The following is a 23,176-nucleotide window of genomic DNA, read 5'->3' on the forward strand; positions in this document are numbered from 1 at the left end:
CGTAACGCGGTTGACATGGCGGGCAATACCTTTTAGGTTAGCCAACCAAAATACAAATGATAATTATTCGTAATATATTTATCGTTTTTGGAGGATGATATGGAAACGTCACTGGCTGAGGATGTACAGAAACCTACCCGGACCTTGTCGCCGGACAGCTTCTTCTTTATGTCGCCGTACCGCAGTTTTAGCACCTCAGGCTGCTTCCGCCGCCTCTCAGCGCCCGCTGTCGGCGGCGATGCGCTGAACGGCGAGTTCCAGCAGCAGATGGCCGCCGCCTTTGCCGAGGCCCGGGCGGCGGGGATCCGCAAGCCGGTGATGGTCGGGGCCATCCCGTTCGACACCTGTCAGCCTTCCGAGCTTTATATCCCCGAGCGCTGGGAAGCGTTCTCGCGACCGGAAAAACAGCGTTCCGCCCGCTATGCCGCGCCGCTGGAGGCGATGGCGGTGGTGGATCGCCGGGAGATCCCGGAGCAGGACGCGTTTCTAGTCATGGTTGAACGCGCCGCCGCGCTGACCGCCACCCCGGAAGTCGACAAAGTGGTGCTATCACGACTAATCGATATCACTACCCGCGATCCTGTCGATAGCGGCGCCCTGATGGAGCGCCTGATCGCGCAGAACCCCGCCAGCTTTAACTTCCATGTGCCGCTCGCCGACGGCGGCGTGCTGCTGGGCGCCAGCCCGGAGCTACTGCTGCGTAAAGAAGGGGCGCACTTCAGCTCACTGCCGCTGGCCGGCTCCGCCCGCCGCCAGCCTGACGATGTGCTGGACCGCGAAGCGGGCAACAGGCTGCTGGCGTCCGGCAAAGATCGCCATGAGCACGAGCTGGTGACCCAGGCGATGAAGAGCGTGCTGGGCCCGCGCAGCAGCCAGCTGTCGCTGCCGTCATCGCCGCAGCTGATCACCACCCCGACGCTCTGGCATCTGGCGACGCCGATCGAAGGCACGGCGCTGGCGGAAGAAAACGCCATGTCGTTGGCCTGCCTGCTGCACCCGACTCCGGCGCTGAGCGGCTTCCCGCACCAGGCGGCGAAGCGCCTGATTGCCGAACTGGAACCCTTCGACCGTCAGCTGTTCGGCGGCATCGTCGGCTGGTGTGACGATGAAGGCAACGGCGAATGGGTGGTGACCATCCGCTGCGCGCGTCTGCAGCAGCGTACGCTGCGCCTGTTTGCCGGCGCGGGCATTGTTCCGGCCTCCTCGCCGCTGGGCGAATGGCGCGAAACCGGCGTCAAACTGACCACCATGCTTAACGTATTTGGCTTGAATTAAGAGGCAAGGATGATTGCATTTACCCGTTGGCCGGATGAGTTCGCGGCCCGCTATCGTCAAAAAGGCTACTGGCAGGATCTGCCGTTAACCAATCTGATCACCCGTCACGCAGAAAACGACGCCGTGGCGATTATCGATGGCGATCGACACATTAGCTACCGCCAGTTTAACCAGCGGGTGGACAACCTTGCCTGCTCTCTGCAGCGTCAGGGACTGAAGCGCGGAGAAACCGCGCTGGTGCAACTGGGCAACGTCGCCGAGTTTTACATCACCTTCTTCGCGCTGCTGCGCATCGGCGTCGCGCCGGTGAACGCGTTGTTCAGCCACCAGCGCAGCGAGCTTAACGCCTACGCCGCGCAGATTAAGCCGGCGCTGCTGATCGCCGACCGCGAGCACGCGCTGTTTGCCGACGATAGCTTCCTCCATGCGTTTATTGCTGAACATGCTTCCCTGCGCGTGGCGCTGCTGCGTAACGACGGCGGCGAGCGCGATCTGGCGACGGAGATTAACCGCCCGGCGGATAACTTTATCGCCAACCCAACCCCTGCCGACGAAGTGGCCTTTTTCCAGCTCTCCGGCGGCAGCACCGGGACGCCGAAGCTGATCCCGCGTACCCATAACGATTACGACTACAGTATCCGCCGCAGCAACGAGATCTGCGGGATTAACGCTGAGACACGCTACCTCAACGCGCTGCCGGCGGCGCATAACTATGCGATGAGTTCCCCGGGTTCGCTCGGCGTTTTCCTCGCCGGCGGGCGGGTGATCCTCGCCGCCGACCCGAGCGCCACCCTCTGTTTCCCGCTGATTGAAAAACATCAGATCAACGTTGCCTCGCTGGTGCCGCCGGCGGTCAGCCTGTGGCTGCAGGCCATTCACGAATGGGGCAGCAACGCGCAACTGCAATCGCTGCAGCTATTGCAGGTCGGCGGCGCGCGCCTGTCGGCGACCCTCGCCGCGCGCATTCCGGCGGAAATCGGCTGCCAGCTGCAGCAGGTGTTCGGCATGGCGGAGGGGCTGGTGAATTACACCCGCCTTAACGACAGTCCTGAGCGGATCATCCATACCCAGGGCTGCCCGATGTGCCCGGACGATGAAGTGTGGGTGGCAGATGCCGAGGGCAACCCGCTGCCACGCGGCGAAGTGGGCCGCCTGATGACCCGCGGGCCCTACACCTTCCGCGGCTACTACAACAGCCCGCAGCATAACGCGGAGGCCTTCGACGCCGAGGGTTTCTACTGCTCCGGCGATCTGATTTCGATCGATGAAGACGGGTATATCACCGTTCAGGGCCGGGAAAAAGATCAGATCAACCGCGGCGGCGAGAAGATCGCCGCCGAAGAGATCGAAAACCTGCTGCTGCGCCATGAGGCGGTGATCCACGCCGCGCTGGTCAGCATTGAAGACAATCTGCTGGGCGAGAAGAGCTGCGCTTACCTCGTGGTGACCTCGCCGCTGCGCGCCGTCGCGGTGCGCCGCTTCCTGCGCGAGCAGGGGGTGGCTGAATTTAAACTGCCGGACCGCGTGGAGTGCGTTGCCGCGCTGCCGCTGACGCCGGTGGGCAAAGTCGATAAGAAACAATTACGTCAGTGGCTGGCCGAAGGCAAGCTGGGCTGAAGGAGAACAGAAAATGGCAATCCCTAAATTACAGGCTTACGCGCTGCCGGAAGCCAGCGATATTCCGGCGAACAAAGTCAGCTGGGCCTTTGAACCTTCCCGCGCCGCGCTGCTGATCCATGATATGCAGGAATACTTTCTCAATTTCTGGGGCGAAAACAGCGCGATGATGGAGACAGTGGTGGCCAATATCGCCGCCCTGCGCGACTTCTGCAAACAGAACGGTATTCCGGTGTACTACACCGCCCAGCCGAAAGAGCAGAGCGATGAAGACCGCGCCCTGCTGAATGATATGTGGGGGCCGGGGCTGACCCGTTCGCCGGAGCAGCAGCAGGTGATTGCCGCCCTGGCGCCGGACGAAGACGACACCGTGCTGGTGAAATGGCGCTACAGCGCGTTTCATCGCTCGCCGCTTGAAGAGATGCTGAAAGAGAGCGGCCGCGACCAGCTGATCATCACCGGCGTTTACGCCCATATCGGCTGCATGACCACCGCCACCGACGCCTTTATGCGCGATATCAAACCGTTCTTTGTCGCCGACGCGCTGGCGGACTTCAGCCGCGAAGAGCACCTGATGGCGCTGAAATACGTCGCCGGCCGTTCCGGCCGCGTGGTGATGACCGAAGAGCTGTTGCCGCTGCCGGCCAGCAAAGCGGCGCTGCGCGCGCTGATCCTGCCGCTGCTCGACGAATCCGACGAACCGCTGGATGATGAAAACCTGATCGACTACGGTCTGGATTCGGTGCGGATGATGGCCCTCGCCGCCCGCTGGCGCAAAGTGCACGGCGATATCGACTTCGTGATGCTGGCGAAAAACCCGACCATCGACGCCTGGTGGGCGCTGCTTTCCCGCGAGGTGCAATAATGGCGGCGCTGGATTTTCGCGGCCAGACCGTGTGGGTGACCGGCGCCGGTAAAGGCATTGGCTATGCCACCGCGCTGGCTTTTGTGGAGGCCGGGGCCAACGTCACCGGTTTCGACCTCGCCTTTGACGGCGAACGCTACCCGTTTGCCACCGAAACGCTGGACGTCGCCGATGCCGACCGGGTACGCGAAGTGTGCAGCCGCCTGTTGGCGAACACCGAGCGATTAGACGTGCTGGTGAACGCCGCCGGGATCCTGCGCATGGGCGCCACCGACCAGCTGAGCGCGGAAGAGTGGCGGCAGACCTTCGCGGTCAACGTCGGCGGGGCGTTTAATCTGTTTCAGCAGACGATGGCCCAGTTCCGTCGCCAGCGGGGCGGGGCCATCGTCACCGTCGCTTCCGATGCCGCGCATACGCCGCGTATCGGCATGAGCGCCTATGGCGCCTCGAAAGCGGCGCTGAAAAGCCTGGCGCTAACCGTCGGCCTTGAGCTGGCGGGCAGCGGGGTGCGCTGTAATCTGGTGTCGCCGGGTTCTACCGATACCGATATGCAGCGCACGCTGTGGGTCAGCGACGATGCGGAGCAGCAGCGGATCCGCGGTTTCGGCGAGCAGTTTAAGCTCGGCATCCCGCTGGGTAAGATTGCCCGCCCACAGGAGGTCGCCAATACCATTTTGTTCCTCGCCTCTTCTCACGCCAGCCATATCACCCTGCAGGATATCGTGGTAGACGGCGGCTCGACGCTGGGGGCGTAAATGGCCTGGAAACGAGCGCTCACGCTGGCGGCGCTGAACGCCAGTAGCGAAAACACCCTGGTGGCGCATCTGGGGATCGTCTACACCCGGCTGGAAGCTGGGCTGCTGGAGGCGGAAATGCCGGTGGATGCCCGCACCCATCAGCCGTTTGGCCTGCTGCACGGCGGGGCCTCAGCGGCGCTGGCGGAGACGCTGGGGTCGATGGCCGGCTGGCTGATGACCGAAGAGGGGCAGTGCGTGGTGGGCACCGAGCTGAACGCCACCCATCACCGGGCGGTCTCCAGCGGGAAAGTGCGCGGCGAGTGCCGCCCGCTGCATCTTGGCCGGCAGAGCCAAAGCTGGGAGATTGTGGTGTATGACGAGAAGGGGCGGCGCTGCTGCACCTGTCGTCTGGGCACCGCGGTGCTGGGCTAAGGAGCCGCTGTTTCCCCGGCTCGCGCTACGCTTAGCCGGGCTACGGTTTTGACGCCCGGCGGCGCTGCGCTTGCGCGGGCCTACGGTCTGCCCCGGCCTTCCGGGAATGTCTCTGCGATGTTGAGACCGCCAACACCGGCAGTTTCAGTCAGCATCGATGCCGTTGTAGGCCGGGTCAGCGCAGCGCCACCCGGCAAAATCATGGCGTAACTGGACCGATTCGGTCATCGACTGGCAACCCGCATAATCCTTTCATTCATTTTCCTGCCTTAAGTGATCTCGCTAGCAATGTGAGACAAATCTCTGTGGGTGGACGGCATCTGCGCTGTTTCGATGTTGTTAAATTCTGCGTTGTGATCTAGAAACAAAATGTAACATCCTGATTACCCTACCGGTGGACCACAACAATGAATAATTCAGGGAAATACCTTATCTGGGCACTGCTCTCCGTGATCGGAGCCTTTGCCCTCGGCTACATTGCTTTAAACCGGGGTGAGCAGATCAACGCGCTGTGGATTGTCGTCGCGGCAGTCTGCGTTTATCTGATCGCGTATCGTTTTTACGGCCTGTATATCGCCAAAACCGTGCTCGGCGTCGATTCGACGCGCATGACGCCCGCGGTGCGGCATAACGATGGCCTCGACTATGTCCCGACTGACAAAAAAGTGCTGTTCGGACACCATTTTGCCGCCATCGCCGGCGCGGGGCCGCTGGTGGGCCCGGTGCTTGCCGCGCAGATGGGCTATCTGCCGGGGATGATCTGGATCCTCGCCGGCGTGGTGCTGGCCGGGGCGGTGCAGGACTTTATGGTGCTGTTCGTCTCCACCCGCCGCGACGGCCGTTCGCTGGGCGAACTGGTGAAAGAGGAGATGGGGGCGACCGCCGGGGTGATTGCCCTGGTGGCGACCTTTATGATCATGGTGATCATCCTCGCGGTGCTGGCGATGATCGTGGTGAAAGCGCTGACCCACAGCCCGTGGGGAACCTATACCGTGGCCTTTACCATTCCGCTGGCGCTGTTTATGGGGATCTATATTCGCTATCTGCGCCCGGGGCGCATTGGCGAAGTGTCGGTGATTGGCCTGATATTCCTGGTGTTCGCCATTATCTCCGGCGGCTGGGTAGCGGAAAGCCCGACCTGGGCGCCGTTCTTTGACTTTACCGGCGTCCAGCTCACCTGGATGCTGGTGGGCTATGGCTTTGTCGCCGCGGTGCTGCCGGTCTGGCTGCTGCTGGCCCCGCGCGACTACCTCTCCACCTTCCTCAAAATCGGCACTATCGTCGGTCTGGCGATCGGCATTCTGATTATGCGTCCGACCCTGACCATGCCGGCGCTGACCAAATTTATTGACGGTACTGGCCCGGTATGGACTGGCAACCTGTTCCCGTTCCTGTTTATCACTATCGCTTGCGGCGCGGTGTCGGGCTTCCACGCCCTGATTGCCTCCGGTACCACGCCGAAGATGCTGGCGAATGAAAATCAGGCCTGCTTTATCGGCTACGGCGGCATGCTGATGGAATCCTTCGTGGCGATTATGGCGCTGGTCGCCGCCTGTATCATTGACCCGGGCGTCTACTTCGCGATGAACAGCCCGATGGCGGTGCTGGCGCCGGCGGGAACCACCGATGTGGTGGCGTCGGCGGCGCAGGTGGTGAGCGGTTGGGGCTTTGCGATTACCCCGGAAACGTTGACGCATATCGCTAATGAGGTGGGCGAGCAGTCCATCATCTCCCGCGCCGGCGGGGCGCCTACGCTGGCGGTGGGCATGGCCTACATTCTCCACGGCGCGCTGGGCGGGCTGATGGACGTCTCGTTCTGGTACCACTTTGCCATTCTGTTTGAAGCGCTGTTTATCCTGACGGCGGTGGATGCCGGCACCCGTGCGGCGCGCTTTATGCTGCAGGATCTGCTGGGTGTGATCTCCCCGAACCTGAAGCGTACTGATTCGTTACCGGCTAACCTGCTGGCGACGGCGCTGTGCGTGCTGGCGTGGGGCTACTTCCTGCATCAGGGGGTGGTCGATCCGCTGGGCGGTATTAACACCCTGTGGCCGCTGTTCGGTATCGCCAACCAGATGCTGGCGGGGATGGCGCTGATGCTCTGCGCAGTGGTGCTGTTCAAGATGAAACGTCAGCGCTATGCGTGGGTGGCGCTGGTGCCGACGGCCTGGCTGCTGATCTGTACCCTCACCGCCGGCTGGCAGAAAGCCTTCAGCCCGGACAATAAAGTGGGCTTCCTGGCGATTGCCAACAAGTTCCAGGCGATGATCGACAGCGGCAAAATTCCGGCGCAGTACACCGAGTCGCAGCTGGCGCAGCTGGTGTTTAACAACCGTCTCGATGCCGGGCTGACCATCTTCTTTATGATCGTGGTGGTGGTGCTGGCGCTGTTCTCGATTAAAACCGCGCTGGCGGCGCTGAAGGAGAATAAACCGACGGCGAAAGAGACACCCTATGAGCCAATGCCTGAAAACCTGGACGCGATGGTGACCCAGGCGAAAGGGGCGCATTAACCTGTGTGCCGGGTGGCGGCTTCGCCTTACCCGGCCTGTCTTTCTGATCCTCCCTCTCCCTTTGGCAGAGGCTCGGGGTGAGGGAAACAAAAGAGAAATGACTTATGTTTGACACCCTTTCCAAAGCAGGTAAGTACCTGGGCCAGGCCGCCAAAATGATGATCGGCGTGCCGGATTACGACAACTACGTCGAGCACATGCGCGTCAACCATCCGGATCAGACGCCAATGACCTGGGAAGAATTTTTCCGCGAACGCCAGGACGCTCGCTACGGCGGCAAGGGCGGGGCGAAGTGCTGTTAACCCTCTTTCGGCAGATAGAGGCTGATCTGCTCCTGCTTACAGCCGTAGAGCGCCGCCAGCTTTTCGCGGGTGCGCTTCTGCGGCCGGGAGTCCAGCGCTTCCAGCTGTGACACGGCGGACTGGCTGATGCCCAGTTTGTCGGCCACCTCCTGCTGGGATAACCCACGCAGGATACGCCACGCGGCCTGCAGGCTGACGTTCTCGCTATGCATGATGTCGCACACTTCACCCGGTAAACCTACGTTATCGTAGATATCTGATTCGTAAGGGATGTCTTCCCAGTCGTTTTCATCATCGTCATCATACTCAAGCATGGCTAAACGCATGCGAAAATATTCACCGTAGGGAATGACAACATACTGTTTTTTTCCTTCTTCATCCTTGATGAACTGAATAGTCATATTCCGTATGCTCCTCATGAAGGTAGGTGGTGGTTGTCCGGCGTTTTACCGCCACTACGTAACAGGTATCACCCGGCGGGTCTCCGAAGGTGTAAATGACCCTGTAATCACCTAATCGCAACCTGTAGTGGTTTTCGGGAGAAGATAATTTCTTGATATCCGCGACAGGTGATGTTTTATCATCCATCTTCTCCAGCCTGAATTTAATGCGGTTCTGATATCGCGTATCGATTTTAGAAAATTGCTTCTCTGCTGTTTTTGACCAGACAATCTTCATCCGTACCTCCACTGTACGCCCACACAGAATATAAGGAAATAATAAGACTATTAGATAAATTCCGAATTTCTAATGGGTTACTGTAGAGCGGAGAAAAACCGGGAGAAAGCGGCAAAACGGGAACCGTCGAGGGTGCTCGGGAAGGCCTCTGCCGGACGACAGAGGCTTGCAGGAAATGTGCGATCAGGCGTTCAAACCACCGTCCACATCGAGACCGGTGCCGGAGATCTGCCCGGCGGCCGGGCTGGCGAGGAAGGTGACCGCCGCGGCGATGTCTTCCGGCTGGCCGTAGTGGCCTAACGCAATAAGTTGACGCTGAGCATCGGCCTGCTCGCCGTCTTCCGGGTTCATATCGCTGTTGGTCGGGCCGGGATGGACGAGGTTAACGGTGATACCGCGGGGGCCTAAATCGCGCGCCAGGCCGCGGGTCAGGGAGTTGAGAGCGGACTTGGTCATTGAGTAAACCGCGATGCCCGGCTGCGCCACGCGGTTAGCCAGACAGCTGCCGATGTTGATGATGCGGCCGCCGTCGGACATATGCACCAGCGCCTCCTGGATAGCGATAACCACCCCACGAATATTGACGTTAATAAGCGCGTCAATGTCCGCCAGCGTCATGGACTCCAGCGGGCCGCCGCGCGCGATCCCGGCGTTGTTGACCAGAATATCCAGCCCGCCGAGGGACCGCGCCGCATGGGTCACAGCATCCTGTATCGCCTGCGCGCTGGCGCTGTCGGCCTGCACCGCTTCACCGTGCCTACCCAGCGCCTTTATTTCCTCGGCGACCGCCTGGGCTTTATCGGCCGATTTTTCATACGTTATAACCACATCTGCGCCGGCGCGCGCCAGCGACAGCGCGATAGCGCGCCCCAATCCACGGCTGGCGCCGGTAACCAGCGCCTTCTTACCTGTTAAATCGATCTGCATGATGACCTCGTTGCGAGAGTGGTGAGCATCATCATTAGGTATAGACGGTCGGGGTGATTAACGGCTGAAGTATTCCACCTTCTCAAACGCCGCGCGCAGAACCCCAGGGGTTAAGGTCACCGGTAAATAATGAATCGACTCGCCCGGGCGCAGGGTATGGGCAATGACCCGGTCAAGCTCTGCGCGGTTATTGATATCAACCTCCAGCGCCGCCAGCGTCGCCGGCAGGTTAAAGCGCTGCCAGGCCTGCACCAGCTGCGCCAATACCTCATCCTGACCGAGCAGGGCGCTTTGCACCAGAATGCCGTAGGCCACCTTGGTGCCATGGAGGAATTTATCCGTCTGCGGCAGCACCGTCAGCCCGTTGTGCACCGCATGGGCGGCGGCGACCCGGGTGTAGCGTTCCCCCAGCCCGCCAACCATCCCGCCGCCGGCGATAACTGCATCCACCACATCGCGAAACGCCTGGGTCAGCTCGCCGCGGCGCTGGTCCGCCAGCACCGTTTCGCTGCTGTCCAGCAGCACGTCGCGGATCGCCAGCGCGCCGTTAATCCCCAGCCGCACGGTGAGCGGCAGAGCCTCCGGCTGCGGCGCCAGTACCACGGCCTCATACCATTTGGCTAAGGTGTCGCCAATGCCCGCCAGCAGGTACTCCGCCGGGGCGTTGAGAATGATGCGCGGCTCGACCAGCACCAGGAAATTCGCGTCATCGAACATCTCAAAATTCAGCGCCTGTCCGGCGTCGCTGTACCACACCGACAGCGGCGTCCACGCCGCGCAGGTGGCGGCGATGGTCGGGATGGCCACCAGCGGAACCCCCAGGCGGCGGGCCAGCACTTTCGCGCTGTCGAGCAGCGCGCCGCCGCCGACGCCAATCACTACCGCCCGATCGTCACCTGAGGCCTGCACCAGACCCGCCACGTCGCGTTCGCTGCAGTGGCCGGTAAAGCGGATCTTTTTCGCTTCCGGCAGGTGGAAGGCCGCCGGCAGAAAAGGCTCGGCGCCGGCCAGGGCGCGCTCGCCATAGACCCACACCGCCCGCGACAGCTGGTCGGCGTTAAAAAAATCGCTCAGCCGCTCAAGGCTGCCAGGATGGGAGAAATAGTTGGCCGGGCCGGGCACGACGCGGATATCGCTGTTGCTCATGGGTGCTGTCCTTATTGGTGTTGGGCTAACCTGATGTTATGTCTGGACATCCAGATGGCTAATATTATTTCGTTGTATCTTATGCTTTTTACGCAGTTGTCAGCCAGCGGCGGCTATGAAAAATTCGTTAAATCAGAAGATTAATTGCCGCACGGGAGCAGTGATGAGCGCGAATCGCCTTGAGATGCATAACATTAGCCTGGCCTTCTCCGGCTTTCAGGCGCTGAACAAGGTGGCCTTCACCCTTTATGGCGGGTCGGTGCATGCCCTGACCGGCGCCAACGGCGCGGGTAAGTCGACGCTGATGGCCGTGTTGTGCGGCACCCACGCCCACTATGAAGGCGAGGTGACGATCAACAACCAGCCGGTCACCATTCGTTCGCCGCGGGATGCCAAACAGCTGGGGATCCACCTGGTGCAGCAGGAGGTGGACGTGGCGCTGGTGCCGGGCCTGAGCATTGCCGAAAACATCATGCTGGACAGGCTGGCTGAGCCGGGGACGACCTTCCGCTGGGCGCGGGTTCGGCAGCTGGCGCGCGAGGCGCTGGCGCAGCTGGACGTGGCGCTGGACGTCAGGCGCTCTATTGATAGCTGCACCCTTGCTGAAAAACAGCAGATCCTGCTGGCCCGCGCCCTGTCGCACCATTGCCGCTTTTTGATTCTGGATGAACCCACCGCGCCGCTGGATCAGCATGAAAGCGAACGCCTGTTTGCGGTGGTGCGCCGTCTGCAGCAGCAGGGGATCGGGGTGGTGTTTATTTCGCACCGTATTCACGAGCTGAAGGCGATCTGCGACACCCTGACGGTGCTGCGTGACGGGCGGTTGATTGAGAGCGGCCCGATGGCGCCGCTGAGCGGGGAACAGATTGTCGAAAAGATGCTGGGCCACGAGCTGAGCGATATCTTCCCGCCGCCGCGACCGCCGCACGGTGAAGAAGTGCTGCTGCAGGTAGAAGGGCTGCACGATGAGGCGCTGCTGCAGGATATCTCGCTGCGCCTGCGCAAGGGGGAAATTCTTGGTATCGCTGGGCTGGCCGGCGCGGGCAAAACTGAGCTGTGCAAAGCGCTGTTCGGCGCCAGCAAAAGCCGGGTACAGCGCGGCGAGCTGAACGGCCAGCCGTGGCGGCCGCGCGATCCGGCCGATTCGGTAGGGCGCGGCCTGGCGCTGGTCCCGGAGGAGCGGCGCAAAGAGGGCATTTTCATCGAAGAGCCGATCGCGATGAACCTGGCGGTCAGCGCCGATAACCACTTTTCGCGCTGGAGCCTGTTCGGCCATCGGCAGGCCTGGCGCTGGGCGGAGGAGGTGATTGCCCGCCTTGGCGTGCGCGCCACCGGTCCCGGTCAGACGCTGCGCCGTCTGTCCGGCGGCAATCAGCAGAAAGTGGCCATTGGCAAATGGCTGCGCAGTCATGCCAATGTTTTGATTTTTGACGAACCGACCAAAGGTGTCGATGTGAAAGCGAAAACCGATCTGTTCATGCTGATCGATGGTCTGGCACGGGAAGGCAAAGGGGTGATTTATGCCTCGGGTGAATTCGCCGAGCTGGTCGGTTTATGCGACCGCATCTGCGTACTGTGGGACGGACGGATCGTGGCGGAGATCCCCGGCGCGGAAGCCCGGGAAGAGACACTGCTTTATTATTCAACCGGAGGAGCGGCAGCGTGAGCAAGGCCCTGGCAGTGAACGCGACGGTATCGGGCCGTCAGCGATTTTTTGATTTTCTCTATAAGTGGGGCATGTTGCTGACCGTGGTGCTGCTGGTGGCGGTCTTTGGCCTCGCCTCGGACAATTTCCTTGACCCGTTCAACATCATCAACATTCTGCGCTCGATTGCCATCGTGACGGTGATTGCCATTGGGGTGTCGATTTCCCTCACCATCGGCGGCTTCGATCTGTCCGTCGGATCGACGGCATCGCTGGCCAACGCCCTGGTGATCTCCCTGTTCGTCTGGCATGGCCTGGGGACCACCGAAGCAATCCTGATCACCCTCGTGCTCTGCACTCTGGTAGGGCTGTTTAACGCCTTTCTGATCGTGGTGCTGCGCATCCCCGACATGCTCGCCACCCTGGCCAGCCTGTTTGTGATTCAGGGGGTGGCGATGACCTACAGCTACGGCGGGTCGATTACCGAAAACATGGTGCTGCCGAGCGGCGAGATGGCGGAAGGCACCATCCCGGCGGCGTTTGGCGCGCTGGGCCAGGTGCCGACAATCGTCATCATCATGCTGGTGGTAACGCTGGTCGCCCAGCTGGCGCTGTCGTTCACCACCCACGGCCGGCGGATGTACGCCATCGGCGGCAACCCGGAGGCGGCGCGGCTCTCCGGCCTGCGGATCACGCGTTATAAAGTGGCGGCGTATGTGATTGCTTCGCTGCTGGCCGGGCTGGGCGGCATTCTGCTGGCCTCGCGTATCGGATCCTCGCAGGTTAATGCCGGCGGCGGCTATTTGATGGACGCGGTGGCGGCGGCCTGGATCGGCTTTTCGCTGGCCGGTTCCGGGAAACCGAACGCCCTGGGGACGCTGGTGGGGGCGGTGATCCTCGGCGTGCTCTCCAACGGCCTGGTGATGCTCTCGGTGCCGTATTACGCGATGGACATTATTAAAGGGCTGGTACTGGCTGGCGCGCTGGCACTGACCTATTTTCAGCGCCGTACTTAACATTTTACAGGGTAAACCGCATGAAAAAGATCGCACTCTCTCTCATTACGCTGGGTCTGCTGCAGTCGACGGCGGCGCTGGCCACCGCCCCGACGCCGGTGCCGGCGGCCATTGCCGAACACAACGGCCCGATCCGCATTGCCGTGATCCGCAACCTGGGGTCTGACGATAACACCACCCAGTTTGTCGCCGGGGCGCTGCAGGAAGGCAAAAAGCTCGGTTTCAAAATCAGCACCTTCCTGAGTAACGGCGATGACGCCAAGTTCCAGGACTTCGTCAACCAGGCGATCAGCCAGAAATATGACGGCATTATTCTCTCCCAGGGGCGTGACCCCTATTCGACGGCCCTGGTGAAGAAGGCGGTGGACGCCGGGATTAAAGTGGCGGTGTTCGATACTGCGGTGAGCGGTGAGATCCCGGGAGTGACGGTCAGCCAGCAGGATGACGCCTCACTGACCGAGCTCTCCTTTGGCCAGCTGGTGAAAGACTTCAACGGCAAGGCCAACATCGTCAAGCTGTGGGTGGCGGGCTTCCCGCCGATGGAGCGCCGTCAGGCGGCTTACCAGACACTGCTGAAGCAAAATCCGGGAATTAAAGAGCTGGAGTCGATCGGCGCCGTTTCATCCGATGTGCAGGGCGACACCGCTAACAAGGTGGGGGCGATCCTCGCCAAGTATCCGAAAGGGAAAATCGACGCTATCTGGGGCACCTGGGATGCCTTTAGCCAGGGGGCCTATAAGGCGCTGAAAGAGAACGGCCGCACCGAGATCAAACTCTACAGTATTGATATTTCCAACCAGGATCTGCAACTGATGCGCGAAGCCGGCAGCCCGTGGAAGGTGAGCGTGGCGGTGGATCCGAAGCTTATCGGCGCGACCAACGTGCGGCTGATCGCCAATAAGATCGCCGGCGAGCCGACGCCAGCCACCTACGACTTCAAGGCGGCGGCGATCCCGCAGGCGCTGCTGGCGGCCCAGCCGGGGGCGGTGAACGTGGCGTCGCTGGGGAAAATCATTCCGGGCTGGGGCCAGACGGAAGACTTTATCGCGCCGTGGTTCGCGACGCTGGAAGCGAAAAACAAATAAAACGAAGCCGGGTGGCGGTGGGGCGGTCTGGTGCCCTCACCCCGGCCCTCTCCCGCAGGGAGAGGGGGAACACCAACTGCACCCGTAGGCCAGGTAAGCGTAGCGCCACCGGGCGTAAGGAATCCACTATGTCAGCATTACCTTCCCCCGAATACAGCCGCAATATGCGGCTGATTGGCCATAGCGACCAGGGCGGTCGTCCGGACGGCGTGCAACTGATGGTGCACCGCGGATTCGCCTATATCGGCCATATGGTGTCGCAGGGTTTTTCCGTGGTCGATGTTCGCGATCCGACCCGGCCCACTACGGTCAACTATATTGCCGCGCCGTCGGGCACCTGGAACGTGCACCTCCAGGCGCATGACGATCTGCTGCTGGTGATCAACGCCCGGGACCTGTTTGCCGACGCCCGTTTTGCCGATGAGAAGGTGTACTACACCCGATCGGTGGGTGACACAGTCAGCGATGTGCAGGACAAAGGCTGGAGCGCCGGGCTGCGCGTGTTTGATATCTCCACGCCGGATAAGCCGCGTGAAATTGGCTTTCTGTCGCTTAATGGCATCGGTATTCACCGCATCTGGTACGTCGGCGGCCGCTGGGCGTATGTGTCCGCGCTGATCGACGGTTTTACCGACTACATCTTCCTGACCATCGATCTGGCCGATCCGCGTAAACCGCAGGTTGCCGGGCGCTGGTGGCTGCCGGGGATGCACCAGGCAGGCGGCGAAACACCGGACTGGCCGCAGGGCAAACGCTACGCGCTGCACCACGCCATTATTGCCGGGGATACCGCCTACGGCAGCTGGCGCGACGGCGGCCTGACGCTGCTGGACGTCAAAGACCGAACTCAGCCGACGCTGATTAGCCATCGCAACTGGAGCCCGCCGTTCGGCGGCGGAACGCATACCGCGCTGCCGCTGCCGGATCGCGATCTGCTGGTGGTACTGGATGAAGCGGTGCTCGACAACCAGGAGGACGGCGAGAAGCTGATCTGGCTGTTTGATATCCGCGAGCCGGCGAACCCGGTGAGTATCTCGACTTTCCCACAGCCGGATGAAATCGACTATGTGGCGAAAGGGGCGCATTTTGGCCCGCACAATCTGCATGAGAACCGGCCGGGGAGCTTTGTCAGCTCAACGCTTATCTTCGCCACGTATCAGAATGCCGGCGTGCGGGCGTACGACATTTCTAATCCTTATCGCCCGGTGGAGACCGGGGCGCTGGTGCCGGCTGCTCCTGAGAGAATGATGGATACCCGTCCCGGCCGCCCGCGGGTAATTCAGTCCTGCGATGTGTTTGTCGATGCCCAGGGAATTATCTACAGCACCGATTACAACGGCGGGCTGTCGGTGATTGAGTATCTGGGGTGAGGGCAAGGTCAACGCAAAATTGTGCTCGCATTTCTGCCGGGTGGCGGCTTTCGCCTTACCCGGCCTACGAAAGACTGCAACATCAAATCGTTATGCGGTTATCTGTAGGCCCGCGCAAGCGTAGCGCCGCCGGGCAATCTCAGAAAATTGCACTTTTTAGGGCTTGCTCCCTCTCCCTGTGGGAGAGGGCCGGGGTGAGGACAAGGTAAAAGCAAAATTGTGCCCGCATTTCTGCCGGGTGGCGGCTTTCGCCTTACCCGGCCTACGAAAGACTGCAACATCAAACCGTTATGCGGTTATCTGTAGGCCCGCGCAAGCGTAGCGCCGCCGGGCAATCCCTGAAGATTGCACTTTTTTAGGGCTTGCTCCCTCTCCCTGTGGGAGAGGGTTGGGGTGAGGAAAAACAGGCCGCACTCAGCTGTACTGGCGCACTCGCGCCAGCAGCTCGTCGACGCTGTCGATACGCTCGGCCAGCACGATCAGCGCTCTGCCGAGGGTAATGGCGTGGCGCAGGCACTCATGACGCATGGCATCGTCCTGGATAGTGTCGATATCCGCGACGTGCGACAGTCCGACGCTGCGGCGGATCAGTTCGCTGCCGCAGAAGCCGACCGCGTCCGCCCACACCTTTTTCAGAAAGGCGGAGGCATAGCCGGGGTAAGCCAGCGCCGCGTCGCGGGTTTTCTCCGCCGCCAGCGCCTGGAAGCGCTCGGCAAAGGTGGTCCACAGTTGGTGGATGTCGTTCAGCCGCTGCTCGCGCGCGGCGGCGGCATCGCGAATGCCGAGCTGGCCCGGCAGGCCGCAGTAGTTCAGCAGCAGGTTGCCGATGGCGGTGCCGATATCGAAGCCGATGGGGCCGAAGTAGCCGAACTCAGCGTCGATGGCCTTCAGGCTGCCTTCGGCAACGAAGATCGACCCGCTGTGGATATCGCCGTGCAGCAGCGCTTCCGCATGGGCAAAGAAACGGTGCTTCAGCGCCGCCACCGCCAGCTTAAGCTGGGCGTCGTCGCGCAGGGCGGCGACATCGGCCTCCAGCTCCGCCGGGTAGTTATTGCGCTCGTGGATCTGATACGGGTCGTTAAAGAACAGATCCTCGGTGATCTCGCACATCGCCGGGTTAATAAACTGCGCTACCTGCGCTTTTTTCTCGTGGGGATGAAGATAGAAATCGCTGGTGTGAAACAGCACCTGCGCCAGATAGTCGCCAAGCTGACGGGCCGCCTGAGGGTAGTAGACGTTAGCGATAAGCTCCCCGCGCCAGATGCGGTGGTCGGAAAGATCTTCCATCACCATCACCGCCAGCTCGGGATCAAAGTGATGGATTTTTACCGTGTGCTGCGGGCTGTGCTGATAGTGGGCGACCAGGGTCTGCGCTTCGAGACGGGCGCGGTCAAGGGTCAGCGGCCAGGATTCGCCGACGCAGCGCACGTAGGGCAGGGCCTGTTTGACGATCGCCCGGCTGACGCCCTGGCGATCGAACACTTTAAACACCAGATTGAGGTTGCCATCGCCCACTTCCTGCGCGCTGACCAGCTCAGATGGGTTGTCGATGCCGGCGAACTGCTGCGCGTAAGCCACGGCGTCATGGGCGGTGAAGGTATGGTATTGCGACATTGCCTCGATCCTCGAATTCTGATTAAGCCGTTCAGACGTCTATACTTCTGGATTCCATCCTGACACAATGTGATACAACAACGCAACAGGGATTTAACGACATGCAGACATTACAGACCACCAGCCTGCGGGTGAGTGAAAATCAGCTTTTTATTCTCGACCAGCAGGCCTTGCCGCAGGAAAAACGCTGGCTGGCGGCGGATAACGTTGCGCTGCTGGTGGACCATATTCACGCCCTGCGGGTGCGCGGCGCGCCGTTGATTGGCCTGTCCGCCAGCCTGCTGCTGGCCCTGCTGGCCCAGCGCGGCCTGAGCCGGGATGAACTCCAGCTGGCGCTGGAGACGCTGCGCGCGGCGCGGCCGACGGCGGTCAACCTGATGAATAATCTGGATCGCATGAAGCAGGCGCTGGCCCGGGAGGATTACCCGCAGGCGCTGGAAGCGGAAGCCTTGCGTCTGGTCGAAGAAGATAAACAGCTGTGCGACCGCATCGCTGAGGCGGGCAGTGCGCTGGTGAAGCCCGACAGTCGACTGCTGACCCACTGCAACACCGGTGGCCTGGCGACAGCCGGGGTAGGTACCGCCCTGGGGGTCATTGCGCTGGCGCATCAGCAGGGAAAAGTGGCCAGCGTGTGGGTCGATGAAACCCGGCCGCTGCTGCAGGGCGGTCGTTTAACCGCCTGGGAGCTGGGCGAGCTGGGCGTGCCCTATCAGCTGATCGCCGATTCAATGGCCGCCAGCCTGATGGCGCAAGGGAAGGTGGATGCGGTGTGGGTCGGCGCCGACCGCATCGCCGCCAACGGCGACGTGGCGAATAAAATCGGCACCTATTCCCTGGCGGTATTAGCCCATTACCACCAGATCCCGTTTTATGTCGCTGCGCCGCAGACGACCCTTGACCGCCATTGCCCGAACGGGGCGGCCATTCCCATTGAGCAGCGCGCCGCGGCCGAAGTGACCGGAGTGGCGGGCAGCTTTGGCGCGGTACAGTGGGCGCCGACCGGGGCCGCCGTGTACAATCCGGCGTTCGATGTCACGCCTGCTGGGCTGATAAGCGGCTGGGTGCTGGACAGCGGGGTGGTCACCCCGGCGCAGGTCTCCGCCGGGGCGTTTGCGCCGGATAACGGATAACGGACGCCGTGCCGGGCCTGGAAAAAACGGTTTTCCCTGGCCCGGGCAAACGCCGCTACGGCAGGACCATCGCTACCGTCGGGGCGGAGGGCCGATCGATACGCTGACCCAGCGCGGTGATGGCCGCCTGGAAGGGGCACAGCGTACCGACGTCGGTCTGACGGCAGCCCGGCTGACGCCACTCCTGATGCAGCATCGGGTGCTGCGCGTCCGGCGTCTGCAGACGACGCAGGTCGTCGAGGCCTTGCGCCTGGAAATAGACCCGCAGATAGCGTTCACCGCTCTTCGCGTCGCGCCAGCGCTCCAGCACCAGGCTACTGCCCGGCGGGATATTCCCCCGGCTGTAGCCCGGCAGCTGCCAGCTAAAGTTCATCAGCGTGCGCACCATGGCGATGTTGGTGTCATGCGCCACCAGCAGCAGCCAGCGTACGTTCGGACTCGCCTCTGGTTTGACGCCGTCGAGCATGGCGTTGAGCAGCACCGACCCGCGTTTTTGCGCGGTATACAGCACGTCGTTACTCAGATCGTAGTTTTCCGTTAACAGCGGCAGCAGGGCCGTGATCTGACTGGCCTGGGCGATCTTGCCCCACGCCAGCTGGCTGAGAGGCAGGTTTTCACTCCAGCCGAGACGCAGCGTTTCCACCATATTGGCCATCACGCTCAGTCCGCTAATGGTGGTCTTGCCGCTTTTGCTCTGCTCGACCTGCCATGGGGTATCGAAGATCGGGCAGGGCTTATCGGCCTGGCAAACCGCCTGTTTCAATAGCTGGATAGTCGGCGCCAGCGCCTGCCGACGCTGCGCCAGATCCCCGGCCTTCTCTTTCACCGCCGCCAGCTGGCGGGCGGGGTCGGTTTGCGTGGCGGCGAACTTGTCGGTCTGAAACAGCGGATCGGCATCCCCGTTGACGTAATGGATAGCGACGCCACAGCCGGGGAAGGCGCCATCCACCAGCGCCTGGGCGGTCGCCCGCGTCCGCTGCAGCGGACTGGCGCGCACGTAAATCGACTCTGCCGTCGGGCATCCCGCCTGCAGCAGGCCGAGCTGGCGATAGTGCTGGCCTTCCTCACGCCCTTTGTTGACCACGGCGGCATAGCCATGACCGGTGAGCTCGCCGTCATGGGTGGTCCACTCGGTCCATGGACGTCCGGTGGCGGCCTCGATGGCTTCCCGGTTGCCGGCCGTCGGCGGACGAATGCCGTGGCGGCTAAGCTCCACCACTTTCTCCAGCTGCCAGTCTGCGGCGGCGGCTGATTGCAGCGCCAGCAGCGGCAGCGCGCAGGCGATAAACAGGCGTAACAGCCCCTGATGTCTTGCGGGCATCATATCTTCTTCCTTAATTCGTTAATCGGTTATGAGGAGAACGAGGTCTGCCGTTCGACGGCATGGCGCCGGGCGACGATGGCGGCAGTGGTAAAACAGAGTAGCGCGGAACCCAGACCGGTACCCACCCAGAACAGCGCCAACGTGCTGAAATCATACAGCGTTTTGCCGTTCTCAAGGATAGCTGTTTTATCAATAATGATCCCGGTGAGAAACTCGCCCAGGCCGGCGCCGGCGTAGCTGGCGATGCCGATGGTGCCGAGCGCGGCCCCCGCCGCTTTGCGCGAGGAGATATCGACGGCGATCAGCCCGCCGAGGAAGCAGGTCAGAGCACCAATGGTGGCCCCGAAGATAATCATCGCCAGAATATCAGTGTAATAATTGTGCGGCGACCAGAGCATCAGGGCGAAGCCGGCGGTGTTCAGCAGGCTGATAAACCCGGCCATCACGCTGCGGTTGCGCGGGAAAAAGCGGTCGGAGAGCATGCCGGCAATGATGGTCCCGGCGATGCCGGCGATGGCGTTGACGCCGATAATCCCGGATGCCTCCAGCGTGGAATAGGCTTTATCCTGCTCGAGGAAGAAGATCCCCCAGGAGTTGACGGCGTAGCGGTCGATGTACATAAAGGCGGAGGCGAGGGCGAGGGTCCACAGCGCCGGGTTGCGCAGCGCCAGCAACTGGTTTTTAAACACCGAGCCGCGGGCTTCGACCTCCTCCTGCGGTTCATCGCGGATGACGTTGATGGACGGGAAGCCGCTGCTCTGCGGCGAATCGTGCATGAACAGCACCAACAGCACCACGCCGGCGGCGCCGAGCGCGGCGGTGGACAGGTAGCCCATCTGCCAGCCAAACCCGGCGATCACCGCGGCGATCACCATATAGGTGACGGCCTCGCCGATATTATGCGCCGTCGACCAGATGCCATAGAAGGTGCCGCGCTCTTTAACGCCGTACCAGCGCGCCAGCGAGACCGCGCAGGGGCCGACGCCCATCGACTGCGCCCAGCCGTTGATCCCCCAGAAGATGGCCAGCAGCAGGGCGTTGGTGGTCATCCCCATCATCAGGTTCATCCCGGCGCTGAGCAATAAACCGAGGCTCATATAGCGCACCACGTTGGCGTGATCGGCGATAAAGCCATTGACCAGCTTGCCGATGGCGTAGCTGAAGAACAGAGTGGAGCCGATCATGCCGAGCTCCGTCGGGGTGATCCCCAACTCCACCAGCGCGCTTTTGGCGACGGTGAAGGATAACCGGCAGACGTAAAAGGTGACGTAGGCCAGGGTCATGGCGATAAAGGTTTGCCAGCGCACCCGGCGAAAACGCTGTTCATCAAACGCGGCGCCCGCTTTCGGCGGCGACGCCCGGAAAAAAGCGATAATTCCAGACATAGGTGGTTCTCCGCAGGTCGGAGGCCTGACTGATTGATGTGGTTCGTCCGTGAATGAAGTTATCGTTACTGTGTAGAGTACATAATCAGAAATAGCCTGACCCGTAAGGGTTAATGTAATGGTTGTGGGATCATCTTTTTCAGCTGCGGGTAGAGCGTTGAGCTGGCCAGCAGCAGCGGGTTGCCGCGCTGGATCCCCTCCTGCGCCAGAAAATCGTTGCTGGCGCCGCCCGCTTCGCGCATCAGCACCAGCCCCGGCAGGGCGTCCCACGGGTTCATGTGCGGCTCGTAGTATCCAATCAACCGGCCTGCCGCCGCCCAGGCGCTCATCAGCGCGCCGGAGCCGTTGCGGATAAACATGCCGCCGTCGCTGAGCAGCGCCTGCAGAAACGGCAGAAAGTCCGCCGGGGTGACGCGATGCGAGGTGCCGACGCCCATCACTCCCTCCCTGACCGTCGCCGCGGGGTGCGGACGGATCGGGGCGTCATTGAGCCAGGCGCCATGACCCCGCAGGGCGTGAAACAGCTCGCGATGGTTGGGGTCGTAGACCACGCCGATGACCGGTTCGCCGTCGGCGACGATCGCCAGCGACAGGCACCAGGTGTGCAGGCCGTTGAGGAAACAGCTGGTGCCATCGATGGGGTCGACCACCCACAGCACTTGCGCGTCGGGCAGGCGGGCGCCGCTCTCTTCGCCGAGAAAGCCATCCTCCGGAAACGCGCTCTGAATACGCTGTTTCACAAAGGCCTCCACCCGCTTATCGGCCACGCTGACCACGTCCTGCAGGTCGTCGCCTTTATGGTCGACGGTCAGCGCTTCGCGTTGCTGATAGTATTCAAACGCCAGCTCAGCCCCTGCTTTCGCCAGCTCGCAGGCCAGGCGGTAGCGGGCCTGTAGCGCTTCTGATTCCTGAGATTGCATATTGACTCCCTATTTTGCACACGTGTGCATTTTGCGTGAAAAAAACAGCCCCGAAGGGCCGAATGAGTGTGGCCGGGTTTCGCAGAAGATTCTGTGATCGCTCCAGCATAAAATGATTTTTTCATTTCGCACTTTGACGAATAATTAATTTCACCGGCACTTCGCGATGGCGCGAGGGCAGGCTGAAGCGGGCGATCCGCGTCATTAACAGATCCACCGCGTGGTGGGCCAGCAGGGCGGTATTCTGCTGAACGGTGGTAAGCTGGTAGGGTTGCCAGTCCGCCTGCGGGATATCGTCAAAGCCGACGATGGCCGGCAGCGGGGCAGCGGTGTCCCGCAGGCCGTCCTGGGCGCCCAGCGCCAGCATATCGGTAGCGCAAAACAGCGCTTGCACCCCGGGGTTTTCAGCAACGATTTCTCTGGCAGCCTGGTAGCCAGCCTGATAGCCGCCGCCGTCGCAGAAGCGGCTGGTCACCGTCATGCCCGACGTCTGCGCGATGAAAGCGTCATAACGCTGGCGGGTGCTGAAGTTCTCGCGATTTTCGCCTATAAAGCCAACCTGCCGCCAGCCTCGACGACTGAACAAGTCCGCCACCAGCTTCGCCCCCTGGGCGTTATCGCTGCACACCCGGTCGCAGCCGGCGAGATCCGCATGACGGTTGATCAGGGTGACGGGGATCTTGCGCGCCAGATACTCTTCCGCTAGCGACAGCGGCGGCGCGCCGGAGGTGATGATCACCCCGGCGACGTGGTAGCTCAGCAGCTGCTTAAGCGAAGGGGCGAGCTGCTGCGGATCGTCAGCGTTCATCAGCAGCGGCATAAAGCCGTTGAGCGCCAGCTGATGGACCAGCGGCGCCAGCAGTTTGCTGCGAAACGGATTGTCGAAACCGGCGGTGACGATGCCGATAAAATTACTGCTGCCGGTGATCATCGTCCGGGCGATGATATTCACCTGATAGCCCAGAGCTTCCGCGGCGTTCAGCACCTTCTGCCGGGTCTTCTCCGACACCGAGGCGCCGGGGGTGAAGGTGCGGGAGACCGCCGAGCGCGAGACCCCGGCCAGTCTGGCCACGTCCTCGGCCTTAATCCATTTTTTATCGCTCATCGTCGTTTCGCGCCGTCTGTTTTCCAGGAAGCCAACGCCCGGACGGGCGTCGGTCACGCACACTGCCTGAAAAGGTATCACAGAAAGGCG

Annotated in this window: 21 protein-coding genes; 12 read left to right on the forward strand and 9 right to left on the reverse strand. The window is 61.7% G+C overall.

What is annotated here, in order from left to right:
* The first annotated feature begins 99 nt into the window (after nucleotides 1–99).
* From entC to GQR96_RS06740, 7 genes are all read left to right on the forward strand, one after another.
* On the forward strand, nucleotides 100–1,275 hold the full coding sequence (entC, locus tag GQR96_RS06710; protein ID WP_065905004.1) for an isochorismate synthase EntC: 1,176 nt from the start codon (nucleotides 100–102) through the stop codon (nucleotides 1,273–1,275).
* 9 nt (nucleotides 1,276–1,284) lie between these two features.
* Nucleotides 1,285–2,892, forward strand: a complete 1,608-nt coding sequence (entE, locus tag GQR96_RS06715; protein WP_065905002.1) for a (2,3-dihydroxybenzoyl)adenylate synthase EntE — start codon at nucleotides 1,285–1,287, stop codon at nucleotides 2,890–2,892.
* A 13-nt stretch (nucleotides 2,893–2,905) separates the two neighbouring features.
* Nucleotides 2,906–3,757 (forward strand): enterobactin biosynthesis bifunctional isochorismatase/aryl carrier protein EntB, encoded by an 852-nt coding sequence (entB, locus tag GQR96_RS06720; protein ID WP_017899057.1) that lies wholly within the window; start codon nucleotides 2,906–2,908, stop codon nucleotides 3,755–3,757.
* Between the two features lie 8 nt (nucleotides 3,758–3,765).
* On the forward strand, nucleotides 3,766–4,512 hold the full coding sequence (gene entA / locus GQR96_RS06725; RefSeq protein WP_101991429.1) for a 2,3-dihydro-2,3-dihydroxybenzoate dehydrogenase EntA: 747 nt from the start codon (nucleotides 3,766–3,768) through the stop codon (nucleotides 4,510–4,512).
* Nucleotides 4,513–4,926 carry a proofreading thioesterase EntH gene (gene entH / locus GQR96_RS06730; RefSeq protein ID WP_023319943.1) on the forward strand — a complete coding sequence of 138 codons (414 nt, stop codon included), beginning with the start codon at nucleotides 4,513–4,515 and terminating at the stop codon, nucleotides 4,924–4,926.
* 407 nt (nucleotides 4,927–5,333) lie between these two features.
* Nucleotides 5,334–7,439 (forward strand): pyruvate/proton symporter CstA, encoded by a 2,106-nt coding sequence (gene cstA / locus GQR96_RS06735; RefSeq protein ID WP_043521693.1) that lies wholly within the window; start codon nucleotides 5,334–5,336, stop codon nucleotides 7,437–7,439.
* Nucleotides 7,440–7,543: 104 nt separating this feature from the next.
* The gene (locus GQR96_RS06740; protein WP_004885759.1) at nucleotides 7,544–7,741 is read left to right on the forward strand and encodes a YbdD/YjiX family protein; all 198 of its coding nucleotides are present in this window, start codon (nucleotides 7,544–7,546) and stop codon (nucleotides 7,739–7,741) included.
* Here the strand turns inward: GQR96_RS06740 and GQR96_RS06745 are convergent.
* The 4 genes from GQR96_RS06745 to GQR96_RS06760 all read right to left on the reverse strand — a co-directional run bounded on the left by GQR96_RS06745 (nucleotide 7,738) and on the right by GQR96_RS06760 (nucleotide 10,492).
* Entirely contained in the window at nucleotides 7,738–8,142 is a 405-nt protein-coding gene (locus tag GQR96_RS06745) for a helix-turn-helix domain-containing protein (protein WP_004885761.1), read from the reverse strand. The genes GQR96_RS06740 and GQR96_RS06745 overlap by 4 nt on opposite strands.
* Nucleotides 8,117–8,419 carry a type II toxin-antitoxin system RelE family toxin gene (locus tag GQR96_RS06750; protein WP_017899060.1) on the reverse strand — a complete coding sequence of 101 codons (303 nt, stop codon included), beginning with the start codon at nucleotides 8,417–8,419 and terminating at the stop codon, nucleotides 8,117–8,119. Before GQR96_RS06750 ends, GQR96_RS06745 begins: the two co-directional genes overlap by 26 nt.
* A 183-nt stretch (nucleotides 8,420–8,602) precedes the next feature.
* A complete protein-coding gene (locus tag GQR96_RS06755) occupies nucleotides 8,603–9,346 on the reverse strand; it encodes an SDR family NAD(P)-dependent oxidoreductase (protein WP_004885764.1) in 744 nt (247 codons plus the stop codon).
* A 57-nt stretch (nucleotides 9,347–9,403) separates the two neighbouring features.
* The gene (locus GQR96_RS06760; protein ID WP_065905000.1) at nucleotides 9,404–10,492 is read right to left on the reverse strand and encodes an oxidoreductase; all 1,089 of its coding nucleotides are present in this window, start codon (nucleotides 10,490–10,492) and stop codon (nucleotides 9,404–9,406) included.
* Nucleotides 10,493–10,655: 163 nt separating this feature from the next.
* Between GQR96_RS06760 and GQR96_RS06765 the strand changes: the two genes are divergently transcribed.
* The 4 genes from GQR96_RS06765 to GQR96_RS06780 all read left to right on the forward strand — a co-directional run bounded on the left by GQR96_RS06765 (nucleotide 10,656) and on the right by GQR96_RS06780 (nucleotide 15,608).
* Nucleotides 10,656–12,158 carry a sugar ABC transporter ATP-binding protein gene (locus GQR96_RS06765; RefSeq protein ID WP_049004676.1) on the forward strand — a complete coding sequence of 501 codons (1,503 nt, stop codon included), beginning with the start codon at nucleotides 10,656–10,658 and terminating at the stop codon, nucleotides 12,156–12,158.
* Nucleotides 12,155–13,153: an ABC transporter permease gene (locus tag GQR96_RS06770; RefSeq protein WP_004885781.1), complete on the forward strand. Its 999-nt coding sequence runs from the start codon at nucleotides 12,155–12,157 to the stop codon at nucleotides 13,151–13,153. The genes GQR96_RS06765 and GQR96_RS06770 overlap by 4 nt, the downstream gene beginning before the upstream one ends.
* Nucleotides 13,154–13,173: 20 nt before the next feature.
* Nucleotides 13,174–14,238, forward strand: coding sequence for a sugar ABC transporter substrate-binding protein (locus tag GQR96_RS06775; RefSeq protein WP_004885784.1), 1,065 nt, complete (start codon nucleotides 13,174–13,176; stop codon nucleotides 14,236–14,238).
* A gap of 128 nt (nucleotides 14,239–14,366) precedes the next feature.
* Nucleotides 14,367–15,608, forward strand: a complete 1,242-nt coding sequence (locus GQR96_RS06780; RefSeq protein WP_017899065.1) for an LVIVD repeat-containing protein — start codon at nucleotides 14,367–14,369, stop codon at nucleotides 15,606–15,608.
* Between the two features lie 414 nt (nucleotides 15,609–16,022).
* Here the strand turns inward: GQR96_RS06780 and mtnK are convergent, their stop codons facing one another.
* The gene (gene mtnK, locus GQR96_RS06785; protein WP_004151657.1) at nucleotides 16,023–17,222 is read right to left on the reverse strand and encodes an S-methyl-5-thioribose kinase; all 1,200 of its coding nucleotides are present in this window, start codon (nucleotides 17,220–17,222) and stop codon (nucleotides 16,023–16,025) included.
* A gap of 101 nt (nucleotides 17,223–17,323) precedes the next feature.
* Here mtnK and mtnA point away from each other — a divergent pair, with 101 nt between their 5' ends.
* Nucleotides 17,324–18,352: an S-methyl-5-thioribose-1-phosphate isomerase gene (gene mtnA / locus GQR96_RS06790; protein WP_004885792.1), complete on the forward strand. Its 1,029-nt coding sequence runs from the start codon at nucleotides 17,324–17,326 to the stop codon at nucleotides 18,350–18,352.
* A gap of 55 nt (nucleotides 18,353–18,407) precedes the next feature.
* Here the strand turns inward: mtnA and GQR96_RS06795 are convergent, their stop codons facing one another.
* From GQR96_RS06795 to GQR96_RS06810, 4 genes are all read right to left on the reverse strand, one after another.
* Nucleotides 18,408–19,676 (reverse strand): histidine phosphatase family protein, encoded by a 1,269-nt coding sequence (locus GQR96_RS06795; protein WP_065904998.1) that lies wholly within the window; start codon nucleotides 19,674–19,676, stop codon nucleotides 18,408–18,410.
* Nucleotides 19,677–19,702: 26 nt separating this feature from the next.
* Entirely contained in the window at nucleotides 19,703–21,061 is a 1,359-nt protein-coding gene (locus tag GQR96_RS06800; RefSeq protein WP_023319949.1) for an MFS transporter, read from the reverse strand.
* A gap of 110 nt (nucleotides 21,062–21,171) precedes the next feature.
* The gene (locus tag GQR96_RS06805; protein ID WP_017899069.1) at nucleotides 21,172–21,981 is read right to left on the reverse strand and encodes an inositol monophosphatase family protein; all 810 of its coding nucleotides are present in this window, start codon (nucleotides 21,979–21,981) and stop codon (nucleotides 21,172–21,174) included.
* A 121-nt stretch (nucleotides 21,982–22,102) separates the two neighbouring features.
* On the reverse strand, nucleotides 22,103–23,053 hold the full coding sequence (locus GQR96_RS06810) for a LacI family DNA-binding transcriptional regulator (protein ID WP_074384413.1): 951 nt from the start codon (nucleotides 23,051–23,053) through the stop codon (nucleotides 22,103–22,105).
* Nucleotides 23,054–23,176: the final 123 nt, after the last annotated feature.

This window comes from Klebsiella sp. PCX, assembly GCF_021869705.1.
GTDB lineage: Bacteria > Pseudomonadota > Gammaproteobacteria > Enterobacterales > Enterobacteriaceae > Klebsiella > Klebsiella quasipneumoniae.